A 17,171-nucleotide genomic window follows, 5' to 3' on the forward strand; every position below is an offset into this window, starting at 1 on the left:
CGGGGCGGATGCAAGCGGCGGGCGGCGCCCACGCGGAACGGCGCCGCCGGTTCGTCTCGGATCGTGCGCGGAGCCGCCCTCAGCGCGCCCAGACGCCGAGGCGCTCGGCGCGGGCATGGTCTTCGGCCGCCACGAGGTCGGGCGTGGCCTCCGGCGAGGCACGGCCACCGCCGTTGAACAGCACCACCTCGGAGAGGTCGCGCCCGTCCACCGCGCAGAGCCGGGCCTCGCTGCCCGCCACGGGCTGGCAGGTCACGGTGCGCCCGGCCAGGTAGCGGGTGAGTTCGTCGGCTTGGCCCCCGCGCACCCATTCGACACCGAACAGGCGCACCAGCTTGCCGGCGACGCGCAGGGTCGCGGTGTCGATGACTTCGACAGGACCGGTCAGTTCGTTGGCGCGCGCGGGCTTGGGCTGGTTCTCCTCGGGCAGGGCCGGGCTCATGTCGGGCGCGCTCGGCGGATTCCCGGTAGCGGCGGGCGGCTGGACCTGCGCCTGGCTCCGGGTCTCGGGCGTGGACGCCTCCTCCTCGGTGCTGTTCCGGCCGCCGATGGCCGTCACCAGGGCGACGAGGGCGACGCCGCCGACGATAAGGCCGAGGGGGAGCGCGCGGCGCGAGAGGGCGTCGCGCAGGGTGTTGCGGTCGCGGGCGACGTCGCGCAGCCGCGAGGTGGTGTCGGCGATCCGGCCGCGCGCGTAGCCGGTAAGGCTGCGCGTGCCCTCCCGCAGGCGAAGCGAGGCGCGTGCGGACCGGCCCGGCTCGGCCGGTGCACCGCCCTCGACCGGCGCGGCCGAAGGATCGGCGGCGGGGGCACGCTGCGGCCTCAGGGCGGCCGCCCGGTCGGAGATCGCGGTGGACATCGCCTGGGCCGCCGCCCGGCCACGCGTGAGCGAGCGCGCCATGAGGGAACGGGCCAGGAGCGACTGCGCCCCGACGAAGCGCGCGGTCGCCACCCTGAAATCCTCCACCGGCACTGCGGGCTCGGCCGGCGGCTCGGGAACAGGCTCCGGCTCGGGCGGCGGCGGCAGGAACAGGGCGGGGTGCCGATCCCGCAGCTCGGCGAAGAGCGCTTCGATCGGCATCGGCACCGTTCGGCCATCGGCCTCGGTGAGAAGGCGCGGAGCGCCCGCGCGGTCGACCACGCGGTAGAAGGGCGCTTCCGTCAGGGGCGCGAGGGACGCTTCCGCCAGGAGGCTGAGCGTGCGCTCGGCCACGGGATAGACGTTCTGCCGGGCGATCTCCTCCGCGATCCGCGCTCGCAGGGCATCGCGGCTGGCCGCCGGCGCGGCCTGTCCCACCTCGCGGGCGGCGGGCGGGGGTGAAGTCCGTTCATCCAAGACGGGAGGCACTTCCAAGCTGCGAGGCACTTCCAAGATGCGCGGCACTTCCAAGACTTACGCCACTCCGGCCCCGGCGTGACGACCGCGCCGGGCCGAGGTCACGCACGACGATGTCACGCACCACGTTGACGACCCGCTATAGCGCTGAGCGCGCCAGCACCATAGCGGCGCAGGACACGGCTCGATTCGGCCACGATGACCGGGCGCGGTCCGGCGAAGCTGATGGTCAGGGTCAGCTCGGAAACGCCCTGCGAGCGGGCGCCGCGGGCCGGATTGTCGGCTCGGAAGTCGAACGTGGTCCGTACGATGCAGGTCGCGGTGGCGGCGTTGCAGGCCGTGTGGGTGGCGCCGCCCTGGGCTTCGTAGCGCCGCTCGGGCCAGCGCCGGACGAAGCGGCGCTTCTCCGCCATCAGGGCGGCGAGGGACAGGCTGCGGCCGTGGAACTGGACGCGCTCGGCGTAGAAGCGGGGCGCAGCCGCAACCATGCCGTCGCCGGAACCGGAGACGCTGTCGAGATACGTGTCGGTCAGGCGGGTCGCGGCGATGGCCCAGGCAGGGAAGTTCGCCTCGGACGCAGTGGCGGGTGCCATCGCGGGCGTCCGCGCGATGCGGGGGCGGACGCGCAGATAGTCGGATGCCTCCTCGCGGGCGCCCACGCCGCGCCGGGTCTCAGGGGCCGGGGTCGCGAGGCGACGGCGCTGTGCGGCCATGGGCAGCCGCTCGGGGCGGCTCGCCTCCTGGGCGGCCTCGTTCGTCTCCTTGACCGGCGGCGTCTCGGCGAGGGATCGCGGAGCGGCGGGTTTCGTCTCGGGTGCCTCGGCGGCCGGCCGGCCGGCCAGTGCCTTCTCGGGCGCCGGGGTCTCGGTCGGCTGACGGGCCGGAGGATCGACCCAGCCCGGACGCGTCTGCGCCTGCGCGAACCCCGCCGACAGGGCGAGCCCCACCAGGGCGGTCGAGCAGGGCAGTCGGAAGCCGTCGAAGCGGGAGCCGTGGCGCATGGCACATCACCGGGGTCGCGGCCAGGTTTCGGGATGGAACGTATGGGTCGGACCGATCGACCGAGGGGAAACGTCGTCCGGCCTCGCTAAGTTTCCCTGAATCGTAACGGGTTCCGCGGCCATCGGAGGGAATGCGGGAATAGCGGGGCTGTGTGTCCGCCCGGGCATTGTCATCCGCGCCGAGAATGTCGCCCGCGCCCGCATCGTCGTCGACGCCGGCATTGTCTTCGACGCCGGCATTGTCTTCGACGCGACCCTTGTCATTGCCAAGCCTGCGCCCAACTTGTGGTGCTTCGGGTCCGGGCCCCTCTGGCGGTCGAGGCGTTGACCGTGATGTCGGACCCTTCCATGCCTTTGCGCTGACGCGGCGCGAGTGCACCGGAGGGTTGAGACCCCATGCTTCATCGTTGCTTCCTGCCGTCCCCGTCCGCCCCTGGAGTGCCGCGATGAGCGCCGCGTCCCAGGCTGCGCCGCGCAAGGCCCTCCTCCTCGTCAACCCGAAGGCCCGAAACGGCGGCTTCTCCCTGGAGGAGGTGCGCAACGTCCTGCGCGAGGGGGGCATCACCCCGTTCGAGCCGGAGGGCGATGCCGACTGCACCGCCGTGATCAAGCGCCACGCGGAGGGCTGCGACCTCGTCATCCTGGGGGGCGGCGACGGTACCCTGAACGCGGCAGCCCCCGCCCTGGTCGAGACCGGCCTGCCTCTGGGCATCCTGCCGCTCGGCACCGCCAACGACCTCGCCCGCTCCCTCGGCCTGCCGGTGGACCCCGTGGATGCGGCCCGCCTCATCACCACCGAGGAGGCCCGGCCGGCCGATCTCGGCTGCGTCAACGGACACTACTACTTCAACGTGGCCAGCATCGGCTTCTCGGCCGATCTCGCCGGCGACCTCACGGCGGAATCGAAGAAGACCTGGGGCACCCTCGGCTACGGCATCGCCGCAATCCGGGTGCTGCGGCGGATGCGGCCGTTCACGGTGTATATCGAGCATGACGGTCAGACCGAGACCGTGCGCACCATTCAGGTCTCGGTGGGGAATGGACGCCACTACGGCGGCGGCATGACCGTCGAGGAGACCGCGACCGTCGACGACGGCAAGCTCGATTTCTACAGCCTGGAGGTCGCCCATTGGTGGCGCCTGTTGATGCTGCTGCCCGCCCTGCGCAAGGGCACCCAGGGCAAGGCCGCGGACGTGCGCGCCTTCAGCACCACGGAGATCGTCGTCAAGACCAAGAAGCCGCGCCCGGTCAACACCGACGGCGAACTCTCGACCTACACCCCGGCGCACTTCAAGGTTCTGCCGAAGGCCGTGCGGATCATCAGCCCGGCCCCGGCCGAGCGGCCCGGCGTGGCCGCGGGGCCAACCCCGGGGCGCTGACCGGCGGGCGCCTGCCCCGCGCGGCGCCGGCCCCCTTTTCGCTCCGTCATCTCCCTTTTCGCTCGACCGGCCTTCCGATGTGTTCCGAAGGCCGGTCCCGTCTCCCGGAACGAGGTCCACGTGGACAGCCTGCTTCAACTCGCCAACGACCCCACCGCCTGGGCGGCCCTCGCCACCCTCGTGGTGATGGAGGTCGTGCTCGGCATCGACAACCTCATCTTCATCTCGATCATCACCAACAAGCTGCCGCCGGAGAAGCAGCAGAGCGCCCGGCGCATCGGCATCGGCCTCGCCCTCGTCCTACGCCTCGGGCTGCTCGCCACCATCGCCTACATCGTCGCGTTGACGCAGCCGATCATCGAGGTGTTCGGCAAGGGCTTCTCCTGGCGGGACCTGATCCTCATCGCGGGCGGCCTGTTCCTGCTCTGGAAGGCCACCAAGGAGATCCATCACAGCGTCGATCCGGACTCCAAGGAGAGCGATGTCGGCGGGATGCAGCTCGGCTTCGCGGCGGCGATCGGCCAGATCCTGGTCCTCGACCTCGTCTTCTCCATCGACAGCATCATCACGGCGGTGGGTATGACGGAGCACGTGCCGATCATGGTGATCGCCGTGGTCTCGGCCGTGACCGTGATGCTGCTCGCCGCCGACCCGCTCGCCCGCTTCATCGCCGCGAACCCGACCGTGGTGATGCTGGCGCTGGGCTTCCTCATCATGATCGGCATGACGCTGATCGCGGAGGGCTTCGGGGCCCACGTGCCGAAGGGCTACATCTACACCGCCATGGCCTTCTCGGCGGGCGTCGAGGGCCTGAACATCCTGGCGCGCCGGCGCAAGCGCGGACAAGCCGGCGGCGCGCCCCGATCCTGAGGGAGGCTGCGTCCAGACCGGACGTGGTTAACGTTTTCACGGGAAAACAAAGGGCTCGACCGGGAAACCGGCCGAGCCCTTTTCTTAATGCCCCGAACGCTCTCGGTTCGAGGCCGGGATTTCCATGTCCGGCGCAGTGATCCCCCTGCGGCCTGGCCGAAGCCTACAGGACGGGCTCGCGGGCGGCGGCCTCCTCGCGGGCGCAGACGGCCTGATCCGGCGCCGTGCCCCCACTCGTGACCAGCTTGCCTAGTTCCACCCGGGCCTTCTCGAGATCGGCGCGGAAACCCGGATCGCCCTGCAGGGCGGCGTAGACGGCACTGGCGGCGGTGCGGCCGGCTTCGATGTCGCTGACCCAGTGCAGGCCGCAGACAATGCGGCTCTCACCGTAGGACCGGGCCCGCACGAAGAACTGCGTGGCCTTCTCGGGCATGAGCGCGGCCATGATCGCCGCATAGGTCCAGGCCTGGGTCGCGTGGCTCGACGGGAAGCTGAAGGCGTTGTCCAGTTCGGAGGTCCGCACGACGCAGATCTCCGCGTCGTTGCCGACGAAGGGGCGCAGGCGGCGGTAGTGCATCTTGGGTGCCCGGGTCGCGCGCGCGATATCGAGGCGGGTGCGCTCCAAGAGGGTCATCAGGGCCGGCGCCCGCGACTGGTCGATGCGTTGGCCGATGACGCAGGCGAAGTCGTCGAGGATGGCCGAGGCGCCGTCCGCCACATCGGTGGTGGCCAAGGCCCAGCGTGGGCCGCCCTTGAGGGAGCGGGTGGCGTTGAAGGCCGCTTTGTCGGCGGCCTCCGCCGCCGATTGGCCCCGGGGCGGCGCACTCAGGATGGCGACGGTGTCGGGAGCCTGGGCATCCGTGAGATAGGGTGCGCGGGCCGGCTTGCCCGGCGTCAGGGGCGTCACGCCGACGGCTGGCGCGGAGGCCGGCTTCTGCGCGGCATCCTGTGCCACGGCCGCCAGGGGCGAGGCGGCGAGGAACGTCAGGACGAGGGTCAGGCGGGCCATCGGCGTCTCGGGATCAGAGTTGAGCAAAGAGCATGTGCCTCGAGAGCGTAACACCCTCTTGCAACAGGCATATGGCATTCCTGATCTGAACGCGGCCCGACCCGATCTCGCTCCCGTCTAAAACGTCCGACTTTATCGACGCAGGTCGGGCGATGTGTCCTCAGAGCCTCTGGGCGCCGTGTCCGGCGAGCCGGCGCGCGGCGTCGCCCAGACCCGCATGATCGCGGCCTCCGCTCAGGGCATAGGCGGTGTGGGCGGCGGTCCAGTAGGCGGTCTCGCCGTCGCCCGGGCTGGTGACCTCGCTGTGCGAACCGGCCGTGGCCGACCCGCGAGTGGCGAAGAGCGAGACCTCCCCGAGGGCGCCGGCATCGATCACGACCTCGACGCCGGCCCCGTTCCGGGCCGGGACGATCTGCACGTCGCGCACGATCCAGTCCGCAGGCAGGTCCGGCAGGCTGATGCCGGTCGCGGCACTGATGCCGTCGCGGTCGTAGGAGCCTACCAGTCCGCGCTGGGACGCGATGCGGGCACGGACCTGCGCGGCCTCGCGGGCATGGCGGGCATCGGCGACGAGGGCCGGGTCGACGGACGCCGCGAAGGTGTCGGGCACACCGAGGAACGGTCCGTCCGAATGGGCGAGCCAGCCGGTTCCCACCAGGACCGCGATGACGGCGGCCCGGCGCAAGCGGTCACCGAACCGGCGCCAGGCGAGATTGCGGTCGAGGCGCCGCGCCGCGACGCGGTTGCGCTCCGGGCCGGGACCGGGCAGCGCGGCGAAGGCCTGGCGCAGGGCGTCCCGGTCGTGGAGCTCAGCCATGATCAGCGCGGCGGTCTCGGGGTGGCGCGCGAGATGCGCTTCCACGTCGAGGCGGCGAAGGCCTTCGAGCTGCCCGTCGACATAGGCGGTGAGGTCGTTCTCGGTGATCGGATCGATCATCGCTGTCGGTTCCATGGCGTCGGCTCCGGTCAGATACAGGGGGCGCGTCCCTGGACAAGACGTCCCGGCCGCGCTTCGGGGATGATCCGACCCTGGAGGTCCTGGTCCGCCCCGGAATTCATGCGATTCAGATGTCGCCGATGGCCCGGCGCAGCAACGGACCGTCCGGCTCGTCCGGCGATACGAGGCGAAGGCGCGGTCGCTCGGAGGACAGGCGCAGGCGCCGCTCGGCGACGTCGCCGCCAGCCGGCCGATCCGGATTGCGCTCGCCCTCTTCGAAGGCCCTCAGCGCGGCGCGGCCCCGGCCGAGGCGGGACATCAGGGTTCCGATCGGAATCCCCAGCACGGCGGCGGCATCCGCGTAGGCCATGCCTTCGAGGGTCACGAGATGGAGTGCGGCGCGCTGCTCCTCCGGCAGGGTGAGGAAGGCGCGGCGGATCTGTGCGAGGCGGACCTGCGCCTCCTGGGAGGGCGGCGTCACCTCCTCGCTCATCTGCACGAGGGCATCGGCGTGGCGGGCCTCGACGCGCTTGCGGCGCTGCTCGTCGATGAAGACGTTGTGCAGGACCGTCATCATCCAGGTCCGCAGATTGGTGTTCGGTCGCGAGGCCTGGCCCGATTCGAGGGCACGCACCAGGGCATCGTGAACGAGGTCATCGGCCCGCAGGGTGTCCCGCGTCAGGGCGCGCGCGTAGCGCCGCAGCGGAACGAGCAGGTCGACGATGGAGGCGGCACCGGGCCGGTTCGGTTCGGTCGTCATAGTTGGGTCAACGTCCGGCCCCCGTCCTTTAATCCCCTCGCGCGCGGGAGATCTCGCGCGCACGAGACCTTGGGCGCGCGAGATCTCGAGCGCAGGAGACTCGGAAGTTTGACGCGGATTCCGGTTCAGCGATAGGTCGCCTCAAGGTCGAGCGTGCAGGTACGGCCGATCTGCTCGTAGTTCTCCGCGATCCAGGCCTGCGCTGCGCCGCGGCCCTTGTCGCGCAGGCGCTCGAACACCCGCCAACGGGCGTCGAGGCGCGAGGAAGCCTGGTACTCGTCGAGGGCGCCGGTGCCGTCGATCCGGTGGACGTACTGGGACTTGTACTCGCCCCGGCCCAGCACGCCCTCCTTGATCAGGTGGTCGACGAAATCGATGGCGCGCAGTTCGCGCATCAGGTTGGCATTGAAGGTGATCTCGTTGAGCCGATCCTGGATCTCCTGGGGCGTGCGTGGGGTCTCGCGACGCTCCACCGGGTTGATCTGCACCAGGACGATGTCGCGGGTCTCGGCGCCGCGATAGAGGGGATAGAGCGGCGGGTTGCCGAGGTAACCGCCATCCCAGTACGGCACGCCGTCGATCTCGACCGCCTGGAACACGGTGGGCAGGCAGGCGGAGGCCATGAGGTGGTCGACGTTGAGGGACTCGCGCTCGAACACCGCGAGCTTGCCGGTCCAGACATTAGTGGCCGAGACGAACACGCCGGCCGTCTCGGCCCCGCGCAGGCGCTCGAAATCTACCTGCGCGGCCAGGACCTTGCGCAGGGGATTGTAGTTCAGCGGATTCGACGTGTAGGGGCTGGTCCGGAACGCCCGGCTCCAGAACTCCACCACGGGGTTGTTCGACCAGAACTCGAACACGCCGCTGAAGGCCTTGCGCTGCGCCGGCCAGAGATCACCGTCGAGACTGACCTCGCGCCAGAACCGCGCCAGGGCCCGGCGGGCGCCCTCGGGCCCGTCCTCGAGCCAGCCGTCGACCATCACGACCGCGTTCATGGCGCCCGCGCTCGCCCCCGTGATCGCCTCGAAGCCCAGGCGTCCGTCCTCGATCAGCGCGTCGAGGACGCCCCAGGTGAAGGCGCCGTGCGCGCCGCCGCCCTGGAGCGCCAGCGCCACCGTCTTCTCCGCCCGCGGCCCCGCCATGACGCGTGTGCCCGGGGAGGGCTGCATCGGCAGGTCGTGTTCGACCGGAACGTCGATGAGCGAATCGACCGGCGGTTCCTGTTGCGGATCGAGCATGCTGATCTCCAAAGTTTATGCTGCATCGCAATATATGATGCCGCAAGGCCACAAACAGACCGGAAGATGCAGCGGTTCCCTGTCCCGTGCGCAGCCCTGCCCCCCGGACGGCCCCGAAAACTCGACATCGCCGCGCAGATGGGACATGGGAAGAGCCGAGTACGATCCAGCGCTCGCTCGCGCCCTCCGGCCCGTCCGGTGACGCAGCGGGCTTGACGCCCGCCCGCCGTCATCTCAGCTAAACGATCGAGGGCGTATTGTTTGCGGCATCGGAACGCCGTCACCCGGCCCGAACCGGCCCGGTCGGCGGCTCACCGTCGCCGACGGACGTTCCTCGGAGCGCACAGTCAACGATGGACATCATGGACGCGACCCCCGTCAACCCGATCAGCGGCACCGGCCCCGAGATCGCAGGCCCGAGCCCCCGGCACCGCACGGTCGGCGTCACCATCGGGTCCGGCGAGGGTGCGGTCACGGTGGGTGGCGGCGCGCCGATCGTCGTCCAGTCCATGACCAACACCGATACCGCCGACATCGACGGCACCGTGGCGCAGGTGGCCCAGCTGGCACGGGCCGGCTCGGAGCTCGTGCGCATCACCGTCGACCGCGACGAGGCCGCCGCCGCCGTGCCCAAGATCCGCGAGCGTCTCGACCGCATCGGCGTGCACGTGCCGCTGATCGGAGACTTCCACTACATCGGCCACAAGCTCCTCTCCGACCATCCGGCCTGCGCCGAGGCGCTGGCCAAGTACCGGATCAACCCGGGCAATGTCGGCTTCAAGGAGAAGAAGGACACGCAGTTCTCGACGATCATCGAGCAGGCGATCCGCTACGGGAAGACCGTGCGCATCGGCGCGAACTGGGGCTCCCTGGACGAGGCGCTCCTCACCCACCTGATGGACGAGAACGCCCGTTCGGCCCGTCCGATCGACGCCCGCGCGGTGATGCGCGAGGCCATGGTGCAGTCGGCCCTCTCGTCGGCCGAGCGCGCCGTCGAACTCGGCCTGTCCCAGGACAAGATCATCCTCTCGGCCAAGGTCTCGGCGGTGCAGGACCTCATCGCGGTCTACCGCGAGGTGGCGCGCCGCTCGGACTTCGCAATCCATCTCGGACTGACCGAGGCCGGCATGGGCTCGAAGGGCCTCGTCGCGGCATCGGCCGCCATCGGTGTGCTGCTGCAGGAAGGCATCGGCGACACGATCCGCTACTCGCTCACCCCGGAGCCGGGCGGCGACCGGACCGTGGAGGTCAAGGCCGCGCAGGAACTCCTGCAGACCATGGGTTTCCGGACGTTCGTGCCGCTCGTGGCGGCCTGCCCCGGCTGCGGCCGGACAACCTCGACGACGTTCCAGGAACTCGCCCGCGACATCCAGAACTGGATCGTCACCTCGATGCCGGAATGGAAGAAGGCCTATCCGGGCGTCGAGGGCCTCAACGTGGCTGTGATGGGCTGCATCGTGAACGGCCCCGGCGAATCGAAGCACGCCGACATCGGCATCTCCCTGCCGGGCACCGGCGAGACCCCCACCGCCCCGGTCTTCATCGACGGCAAGAAGGCCATGACCCTGCGCGGGCCGACCCTCGCCAAGGACTTCGAGACCGTGGTGACCGACTACATCGAGCGCCGCTTCGGCTCCGGCACCCGTACCGCGGCCGAGTAGCCCTCGGGCGCAGCGTCAGCCATGCCAGAACGGCCGCCTCGATCCAGGTTGCCGTTCTCTCATGCTGCGCCGCATGATAGCGTGAATGCAACCGTCCCCCGCCGGCCGACTTCGTCGGGTCCGGCCCCGGCGTTCCCGCGCGCGGCCTGAAGCCGTGCCGCGAGACGTTGGGCTCGCAACGAGCCTCGATCGAGCCGAATGACGCAGACCGCCCCTTCGAGCGCGCCCGCCGCCAAATCCGAGGGAGCCGGGAGCCCACCCCCCATCGCCGACGGGGCCGCCGAAACCGCGCGCGCCCACGCGCCGGCGAGCCTCTGGACCCTCGTCCTCGGCTCCATCGGCGTCGTCTACGGCGATATCGGGACGAGCCCGCTCTACGCCTTCCGCGAAGCCCTGGTCTCGGCCCGCGCCGACGGCATCCTGCTGCGCGAGGAGGTCCTCGGGGTCGCCTCGCTGATCCTGTGGGCGCTCGTCCTCATCGTCACCATCAAGTACGTCGTCATCCTGATGCGGATGGACAACAACGGCGAGGGCGGCATCCTCTCGCTGATGGCGCTCGCCCGTACGGCGCTCGGCGGCTCCCGGGTGGTGTTCATGTTCGGCCTGCTCGGGGCCTCGCTGTTCTACGGCGACGCCATCATCACGCCGGCGATCTCGGTGCTCTCGGCGGTGGAGGGCCTGAAGCTCGTCACCCCGGCCTTCGAAGCCTACGTGCTGCCGATCACCATCGCGATCATCGTGCCGCTGTTCCTCATCCAGGTGCGGGGCACCAGCAAGGTGGCGTCGTTCTTCGGGCCCGTCATGGCGGTGTGGTTCGCCGCCATGGCCCTGGCCGCCCTGCCCCACATCATCACCAACACCGACGTGTTCTGGGCGCTGAACCCCTACTACGCGGTGCATTACCTGCTCGGGCACGGCACCGGCGCCCTGGTGGCGCTCGGGGCGGTGTTCCTGGCGGTAACGGGGGCCGAGGCGCTGTTCGCCGATCTCGGGCATTTCGGGCGCCGGCCGATCCAGATCGCCTGGCTCGGCCTCGTCGGCCCCTGCCTCGTCCTGAATTATTTCGGCCAGGCGGCCCTCGTTCTTTCGAAGCCCGACACCACCGATCCGTTCTTCCAGCTCGTACCCGAATGGGGCCTGCTGCCGATGGTGCTGCTCGCCACCGCCGCCACCGTCACGGCGAGCCAGGCCGTCATCACCGGCGCCTTCTCGCTGTCGCGCCAGGCGATCCAGCTCGGCCTGCTGCCGCGCCTGGAGATCCGCCACACCTCCGAATCGCATTCGGGCCAGATCTACCTGCCGCAGATCAACGCCCTGCTCATGATCGGCGTCGTGATCCTGGCCGTGCTGTTCCGCTCCTCGGCGGCCCTGGCCTCGGCCTACGGCATCGCCGTGACGGGCACGATGCTGATCACCGCGAGCCTCGCCTTCCTGGTGCTGTGGAAGACCTGGAAATGGTCGCCCTGGGCCGCCGGCCTCGCGATCCTGCCCTTCGCGGCGGTGGAGTTCCTGTTCCTGCTGTCGAACATGCTGAAGGTGTTCGAGGGCGGCTACGTGCCCCTGCTCTTCGCGGGCGCCCTGATCGTCATGATGTGGACCTGGGTGCGCGGCGTCGGCATCCTCATCAACAAGACACGCAAGACTGACGTGCCGCTGATCGAACTCGTCGGCATGCTGGAGAAGAGCCCGCCGCACCACGTGCGCGGCACCGCCGTGTTCCTGACGAGCGACCCCTACATCGCGCCGGCCGCCCTGCTGCACAATCTCAAGCACAACAAGGTGCTGCACGAGAAGAACGTGGTGCTCACCGTCGAGACCGTGGACACCCCCCGGGCCGCCGAGGCCGACCGCATCCACATCGAGCCGATCGGCCCGCACTTCCACAAGGTCGTGATGAAGTTCGGCTACATGGAGACGCCGAACATCCCCCGGACCCTGACGCTGCTGCGCAAGCAGGGCTTCAAGTTCGACATCATGGCGACATCGTTCTTCCTGTCCCGCCGCTCGATCCGCCCGGCCGCCCATTCGGGCATGCCGCTGTGGCAGGACCGGATCTTCATCACGCTCGCCAAGAACGCCAACGACGCCACGGACTTCTTCCAGATCCCCACCGGCCGCGTGGTGGAGGTGGGAACCCAGGTGACGGTGTAGGAACCCGATCCGGGACGACACCCGCCACGCGGATCGGCCCCGGGTCCATCGGCGCGCCTGAGCGTCCGGGGCTTTGCCGTCAGGCGACGCGACGCGGGGTCTCGAGACCACCGCGCAGCGCCAGATCGACGGGCGCGTCGAGGACCGGCAACGGTGCGGACAGCCGATGCGAGGGGCGCGCGTAATAGGCCCGGAGCAGCGTGGTGCGCTCGCGCAGATGGGCTTCGAGGCGATCGCTCAAGCGTCCCACCGGACCCGTCAGCGCGTCGAAGCCGGCGGTGAGCGCGTGGACGACCGCGCGCAGGCCGGCTGCGGACAGGTGGGCGACCGGGCGAAGGACATTCATGGCGACCTGCTGTGTTCGAAGGGGCAGGACCTGACATAGCGCAGCGTCCGCCACGGCCTCCGCGACCGAAAGCGGCACGCGGTGCTGGGGAACCACCCTCGCGAAACGATCCGCTCCGCGCCGGTTCGACCGGGTCCGAGGCTCAGGGGCGTCCGCGATCGGACGCGGAACCCGCAAGGCGGCTCACGGCCTCGGCAGATTGAGAACCGTCGGCGGAATGATCGGCTGCGGCGCCAGGGCGGCGGGCGTCATGGCAACGCGGCTACGCGGGGGCGTCGTCCGAGCCACCGCGGCAGGCTTCGGTTCGGCCGCGACCCGCGCCGTGCGAACCGGCTCCGCACGATGAACAGCCGCCGGGGGCGCCTGGATGGGCGCGGCCTGTGGCGGGGCGGGATCGACTCTGGGTGGGACAGGAGCCGCCACTGGTACCACCGGCGCCACGGGCATCATCGGTATCGCGGTGGGTTCAGCGGAGGCGAAGGCCAGGGCAACCGGGGGCGCGGCCTGCTCCACCGCGCCGGGCTTGCGCTTCTCGTAGAAGGCGTTGCCGCCCGCCACCGCGACGTAGTGCATGTTGTTGTAGGGGAAGCGCAGGCCGGCGGTGTGGAAGTACATGGCCCGGCCGACCTTGGGATGGCGCTGGCCGTCGAGCACCGCGTCCGCCACCTCGGCGACCTTCTGGAGTTCCCTGCCTTCCATCTTCCGCGTCAGCACGCCGGGGGCGAACTGCCGGGGCTGACCCACGACGGCGCAGATCCCGCCATTCGGGAAGGCTGCCGCTTCGAGCCGGTTCATCACCACCGTTCCGACGGCGAGGAGGCCTTCCGGGTCGCTGCGGTTCGACTCGAAGTACATGGCCCGGCCGAGGCAGTCCCGCTCCTCGTCGGTGGCAGCAATCGCCTTGGCGGCCAGCGTCGAACCCGTGGCGTTGGGATTCCCCGCATAGGTGTTGCAACCGGCGAGACCGGGAACAACCAGGAGAAGGCCCAGCAGAGGCAGCGTCGTCGCCGATCGGGTGTCCTGCATGCCGCCTCGCCTCAATCCCTCAAGCGTATCCATATGGATTGCCGGCCAAATGGGTTCGTTTTCGGGCAAGCGCGGCTTTTTGCGGGCGCCGGGCTCAGGCCTCGCGCTCGTAGCGGAAGGCGTCGGCCACGCGCGGCATGCCGATATGATCGTAGAAGGTGACGGCGTCGGGGGCGGCCGTGAGCAGCAGCGAGGCCTCGCGCCCGACTGCCGCGCGGGTGGCACCGATGAGGCCCTGGCCGACCTTCAGCCCCTGCGCCGAGCGGCACACGGCCAGATCCGAGAGGTAGGCGCAGAAGCTGAAATCCGTGAGCGTGCGCGCCACGCCCACCAGCACGCCGTCCCGGCGGGCGGTGACGACGAGGTCGGCCTGTGCCAGCATCTGCCCGAGACGCACGAGATCGTCGGCCGGGCGACGGGCGGCGAGCCCCGATTCCACGAGGACGCGGCGGAACTCCGCCACGTCGAGGTCCGGCTCGATGCCGTAGGTGATCTGGATTTGGGCGGGTTGGCCCATCCTCAGACCGTCAGGGTGCCGTGGCAGTGCTTGTACTTCTTACCGGAGCCGCAGGGGCACGGCTCGTTGCGGCCGACCCGGCCCCAAGTGCCGGCATCCTGCGGGTCGCGCTCGAGAACGGCGGTGTCGGTCGCCATCTCGCGGGCGGCATAGCCGTAGGCGGGGCCTGCCCCGCCGTCGCTGCCCGTGCCGATCCGGCTCATCTCGTTCTCGCCGGTGACAGGGTCGAGGTGCTGGGCGAACATCGGCGGCAGGGTGGCCTGGGAGAACGGATCGGCCGTCCCGTCGGCCGGCGCCTCGTCGTACATGATCTCGATGCGCGAGAGCTGCTGCGTCACCTGCTCGCGCAGGGCGGAGACGAGGCCGTTGAAGAGGTCGAAGGCCTCGGACTTGTACTCGTTGAGGGGGTCGCGCTGGGCGACGCCGCGCCAGCCCACCACCTGGCGCAGGTGGTCGAGGGTGACGAGGTGCTCGCGCCAGAGGTGGTCGAGGGTCTGCAGAAGCACCTGCTTCTCGACGTAGGTCATCACCTCGGGCGTGTTCTTCTCGACGCGCACGCCGTAGGCCTCGTCCGCCGACTGGCGCAGGCGGTCGCGCATCTCCTCGTCGGCGATGCCCTCCTCCTTGGCCCAGTCCTCCACCGGCACGTCGAGGTTGAGCACCGTCTGGACCCGCTCGCGCAGGCCCTCGATGTCCCACTGCTCGGCATAGGCGTTCTCGGGCACGTGCACGGCCACGAGGTCGTCGACCACGCCGTGGCGCATTTCGTCCACGGTCTCGCGCACGCTCTCCTGACCCATGAAGTCACGCCGCTGCTCGAACACGACCTTGCGCTGGTCGTTCATGACGTTGTCGTACTTGAGCACGTTCTTGCGCATGTCGAAGTTGCGCGCCTCGACCTTCTGCTGCGCTTTCTCGATCGCCTTGTTGATCCAGGGATGGATGATCGCCTCGCCCTGCTCCAGGCCGAGGCGGGTCAGCATGCCGTCCATGCGGTCGGAGCCGAAGATCCGCATCAGGTCGTCTTGGAGCGACAGGTAGAACTTCGAGCGGCCGGGATCGCCCTGGCGGCCGGAGCGGCCGCGCAGCTGGTTGTCGATGCGGCGGGATTCGTGGCGCTCGGTGCCGATGATGTAGAGGCCGCCCGGCAGCGCCTTCTTGCGACCCGCCTCCGGGTCGGCGGGCTCGCCCGAGGCCAGCACCTTGGCGCGGTTCTCGTCGATCTCGGCCTTGATCGCCGCGATGGCGGCCGCGCGCTCAGGGCCCTCGGCCACGCCCGCGAGTTCCTTCTCGACGCGCATCTCGACGTTGCCGCCGAGTTTGATGTCGGTGCCGCGCCCGGCCATGTTCGTCGCGATGGTAATGGCGCCGGGCACGCCGGCCTCGGCGACGATGTAGGCCTCCTGCTCGTGGAAGCGTGCGTTGAGCACGGCGAAGCGCTTCGTCACCCGGCCCTCGCGGGCGGCGGCGTAGACGTCCGTCAGCGCGTTCGGGTCCGAGTAGTCGAGCTGGGTGAAGCCGGACTTCAGCAGCATCTCGGCCAAGTGCTGCGACTTCTCGATGGAGCCGGTGCCGACCAGGATCGGCTGGTGACGCGCATGCGCCTTCTCGATCTCGGCGATGATGCCGACGTACTTCTCGTCCACCGTCCGGTAGACTTCGTCGTCCTCGTCGACGCGCTCGACCGCCTTGTTGGTCGGGATGTCGACCACTTCGAGCTTGTAGATCTCGGCGAACTCGTCGGCCTCCGTCGAGGCGGTGCCGGTCATGCCGGCGAGCTTCGAATAGAGGCGGAAGTAGTTCTGGAAGGTGATCGAGGCGAGCGTCTGGTTCTCGGGCTGGATCGTGACCCGCTCCTTGGCCTCCAGCGCCTGATGCAGCCCTTCCGAGTAGCGCCGGCCCTGCATCATGCGGCCGGTGAACTCGTCGATGATCACCACCTCGTCGTTCTTGACGATGTAGTCCTTGTCCAGGGTGAACAGGGTGTGGGCGCGCAAGGCCAGGTTGACGTGGTGGACCAGGGAGACGTTGTGCGCGTCGTAGAGGTCGCCGTCCTTCAGCAGGTCCGCGCCGCGCAGGAGGTCCTCCACGAATTCGTTGCCGCTCTCGGTCAGCGAGACCGTGCGCTGCTTCTCGTCGAGATCGTAATGCTCGCGCTCCAGATGCGGCATCAGGGCGTCGACCGAGACGTACAACTCGGAGCGGTCATCCACCGGGCCCGAGATGATGAGCGGCGTGCGCGCTTCGTCGATCAGGATGGAGTCGACCTCGTCGACGATCGCGTAGTTGTGTCCCCGCTGCGAAAGCTGGGACAGCTCGTACTTCATGTTGTCGCGCAGGTAATCGAACCCGAACTCGTTATTCGTGCCGTAGGTGATGTCGCAGGCGTAGGCTTCCTTGCGCTGGCCATCGTCGAGGCCGTGCACGATGGTGCCGACGGAGAGCCCGAGGAAACGGTAGACCCGGCCCATCCACTCGGCGTCGCGGGCGGCGAGGTAGTCGTTCACCGTGACCACGTGGACGCCGAGGCCCGACAGCGCGTTGAGGTAGACCGGCAGGGTCGCCACCAGGGTCTTACCCTCGCCGGTGCGCATCTCGGCGATGCCGCTCTCGTGGAGCACCATGCCGCCGATCATCTGCACGTCGAAGTGGCGCTGCCCGAGCACGCGCTTGGCCGCCTCGCGGACCGTGGCGAAGGCCGGCACGAGGATGTCGTCGAGGCTCTTGCCGGCAGCGAGCTCGGCCTTCAGCATGTCGGTGCGGGCGCGCAGGTCGTCGTCCGAGAGCGCGGCGATCTCGGGCTCCAGGGCGTTGATCTCGGCCACACGGGGACGATAGCCCTTCACGCGCCGGTCGTTGGACGAGCCGAAAATTTTCTTGGCGAGGGCACCGAGCATCGTGAACCTACGGTCGATCGAAAAGTCTGAAGGCGAATGTTGG

14 protein-coding genes are annotated in these 17,171 nt (G+C 69.7%); 4 read left to right on the forward strand and 10 right to left on the reverse strand.

Translation table 11 applies throughout. The features are described from left to right. Positions 1 to 79: 79 nt before the first annotated feature. On the reverse strand, positions 80 to 1,336 hold the full coding sequence (locus tag MFF30_RS02545) for a thermonuclease family protein (protein ID WP_238276141.1): 1,257 nt from the start codon (positions 1,334 to 1,336) through the stop codon (positions 80 to 82). Positions 1,337 to 1,452: 116 nt separating this feature from the next. Beyond that, positions 1,453 to 2,337 (reverse strand): hypothetical protein, encoded by an 885-nt coding sequence (locus MFF30_RS02550; RefSeq protein WP_238276142.1) that lies wholly within the window; start codon positions 2,335 to 2,337, stop codon positions 1,453 to 1,455. Positions 2,338 to 2,783: 446 nt separating this feature from the next. Here MFF30_RS02550 and MFF30_RS02555 point away from each other — a divergent pair, with 446 nt between their 5' ends. Together MFF30_RS02555 and MFF30_RS02560 are read left to right on the forward strand one after the other, a co-directional pair. Continuing rightward, on the forward strand, positions 2,784 to 3,716 hold the full coding sequence (locus MFF30_RS02555; RefSeq protein WP_238276144.1) for a lipid kinase: 933 nt from the start codon (positions 2,784 to 2,786) through the stop codon (positions 3,714 to 3,716). A 120-nt stretch (positions 3,717 to 3,836) separates the two neighbouring features. After that, entirely contained in the window at positions 3,837 to 4,586 is a 750-nt protein-coding gene (locus MFF30_RS02560) for a TerC family protein (protein ID WP_238276146.1), read from the forward strand. A gap of 163 nt (positions 4,587 to 4,749) precedes the next feature. On the opposite strand, the gene MFF30_RS02565 is transcribed toward MFF30_RS02560, so the two are convergent. The 4 genes from MFF30_RS02565 to MFF30_RS02580 all read right to left on the reverse strand — a co-directional run bounded on the left by MFF30_RS02565 (position 4,750) and on the right by MFF30_RS02580 (position 8,530). After that, entirely contained in the window at positions 4,750 to 5,595 is an 846-nt protein-coding gene (locus MFF30_RS02565; RefSeq protein WP_238276148.1) for an acid phosphatase, read from the reverse strand. Positions 5,596 to 5,755: 160 nt separating this feature from the next. After that, positions 5,756 to 6,547 carry an anti-sigma factor family protein gene (locus MFF30_RS02570; RefSeq protein WP_238276150.1) on the reverse strand — a complete coding sequence of 264 codons (792 nt, stop codon included), beginning with the start codon at positions 6,545 to 6,547 and terminating at the stop codon, positions 5,756 to 5,758. A 112-nt stretch (positions 6,548 to 6,659) separates the two neighbouring features. Continuing rightward, entirely contained in the window at positions 6,660 to 7,292 is a 633-nt protein-coding gene (locus MFF30_RS02575) for a sigma-70 family RNA polymerase sigma factor (RefSeq protein WP_238276152.1), read from the reverse strand. A 125-nt stretch (positions 7,293 to 7,417) separates the two neighbouring features. Next, positions 7,418 to 8,530, reverse strand: a complete 1,113-nt coding sequence (locus tag MFF30_RS02580; protein ID WP_238276154.1) for a patatin-like phospholipase family protein — start codon at positions 8,528 to 8,530, stop codon at positions 7,418 to 7,420. A 353-nt stretch (positions 8,531 to 8,883) separates the two neighbouring features. On the opposite strand from MFF30_RS02580, the gene ispG reads away from it, so the two are divergent. Next, on the forward strand, positions 8,884 to 10,191 hold the full coding sequence (gene ispG / locus MFF30_RS02585; RefSeq protein WP_238276156.1) for a flavodoxin-dependent (E)-4-hydroxy-3-methylbut-2-enyl-diphosphate synthase: 1,308 nt from the start codon (positions 8,884 to 8,886) through the stop codon (positions 10,189 to 10,191). Between the two features lie 198 nt (positions 10,192 to 10,389). Then, complete coding sequence (locus tag MFF30_RS02590) at positions 10,390 to 12,342, forward strand: potassium transporter Kup (protein WP_238276165.1); 1,953 nt, start codon at positions 10,390 to 10,392, stop codon at positions 12,340 to 12,342. A gap of 79 nt (positions 12,343 to 12,421) precedes the next feature. On the opposite strand, the gene MFF30_RS02595 is transcribed toward MFF30_RS02590, so the two are convergent. The 4 genes from MFF30_RS02595 to secA form a co-directional block, all read right to left on the reverse strand. Continuing rightward, positions 12,422 to 12,688, reverse strand: a complete 267-nt coding sequence (locus tag MFF30_RS02595) for a hypothetical protein (protein WP_238276167.1) — start codon at positions 12,686 to 12,688, stop codon at positions 12,422 to 12,424. Positions 12,689 to 12,871: 183 nt separating this feature from the next. Next, on the reverse strand, positions 12,872 to 13,714 hold the full coding sequence (locus MFF30_RS02600) for a cell wall hydrolase (RefSeq protein ID WP_238276176.1): 843 nt from the start codon (positions 13,712 to 13,714) through the stop codon (positions 12,872 to 12,874). A gap of 94 nt (positions 13,715 to 13,808) precedes the next feature. Then, entirely contained in the window at positions 13,809 to 14,231 is a 423-nt protein-coding gene (locus MFF30_RS02605; RefSeq protein ID WP_238276178.1) for a GNAT family N-acetyltransferase, read from the reverse strand. Between the two features lie 2 nt (positions 14,232 to 14,233). After that, on the reverse strand, positions 14,234 to 17,128 hold the full coding sequence (gene secA, locus MFF30_RS02610) for a preprotein translocase subunit SecA (RefSeq protein ID WP_238276186.1): 2,895 nt from the start codon (positions 17,126 to 17,128) through the stop codon (positions 14,234 to 14,236). Between the last annotated feature and the right edge of the window lie 43 nt (positions 17,129 to 17,171).

Origin of the sequence: Methylobacterium goesingense (genome assembly GCF_022179225.1) — a bacterium.
In the GTDB taxonomy this organism is placed as follows: Bacteria; Pseudomonadota; Alphaproteobacteria; order Rhizobiales; family Beijerinckiaceae; genus Methylobacterium; species Methylobacterium goesingense.

Coding starts and splice junctions, on each gene's coding strand:
- MFF30_RS02550 (WP_238276142.1), bottom strand. CDS start 2,337: ATGCGCCACGGCTCCCGCTTCGACGGCTTCCGACTGCCCTGCTCGACC.
- MFF30_RS02555 (WP_238276144.1), top strand. CDS start 2,784: ATGAGCGCCGCGTCCCAGGCTGCGCCGCGCAAGGCCCTCCTCCTCGTC.
- MFF30_RS02565 (WP_238276148.1), bottom strand. CDS start 5,595: ATGGCCCGCCTGACCCTCGTCCTGACGTTCCTCGCCGCCTCGCCCCTG.
- MFF30_RS02570 (WP_238276150.1), bottom strand. CDS start 6,547: ATGGAACCGACAGCGATGATCGATCCGATCACCGAGAACGACCTCACC.
- MFF30_RS02575 (WP_238276152.1), bottom strand. CDS start 7,292: ATGACGACCGAACCGAACCGGCCCGGTGCCGCCTCCATCGTCGACCTG.
- MFF30_RS02580 (WP_238276154.1), bottom strand. CDS start 8,530: ATGCTCGATCCGCAACAGGAACCGCCGGTCGATTCGCTCATCGACGTT.
- ispG (WP_238276156.1), top strand. CDS start 8,884: ATGGACATCATGGACGCGACCCCCGTCAACCCGATCAGCGGCACCGGC.
- MFF30_RS02590 (WP_238276165.1), top strand. CDS start 10,390: ATGACGCAGACCGCCCCTTCGAGCGCGCCCGCCGCCAAATCCGAGGGA.
- MFF30_RS02595 (WP_238276167.1), bottom strand. CDS start 12,688: ATGAATGTCCTTCGCCCGGTCGCCCACCTGTCCGCAGCCGGCCTGCGC.
- MFF30_RS02600 (WP_238276176.1), bottom strand. CDS start 13,714: ATGCAGGACACCCGATCGGCGACGACGCTGCCTCTGCTGGGCCTTCTC.
- MFF30_RS02605 (WP_238276178.1), bottom strand. CDS start 14,231: ATGGGCCAACCCGCCCAAATCCAGATCACCTACGGCATCGAGCCGGAC.
- secA (WP_238276186.1), bottom strand. CDS start 17,128: ATGCTCGGTGCCCTCGCCAAGAAAATTTTCGGCTCGTCCAACGACCGG.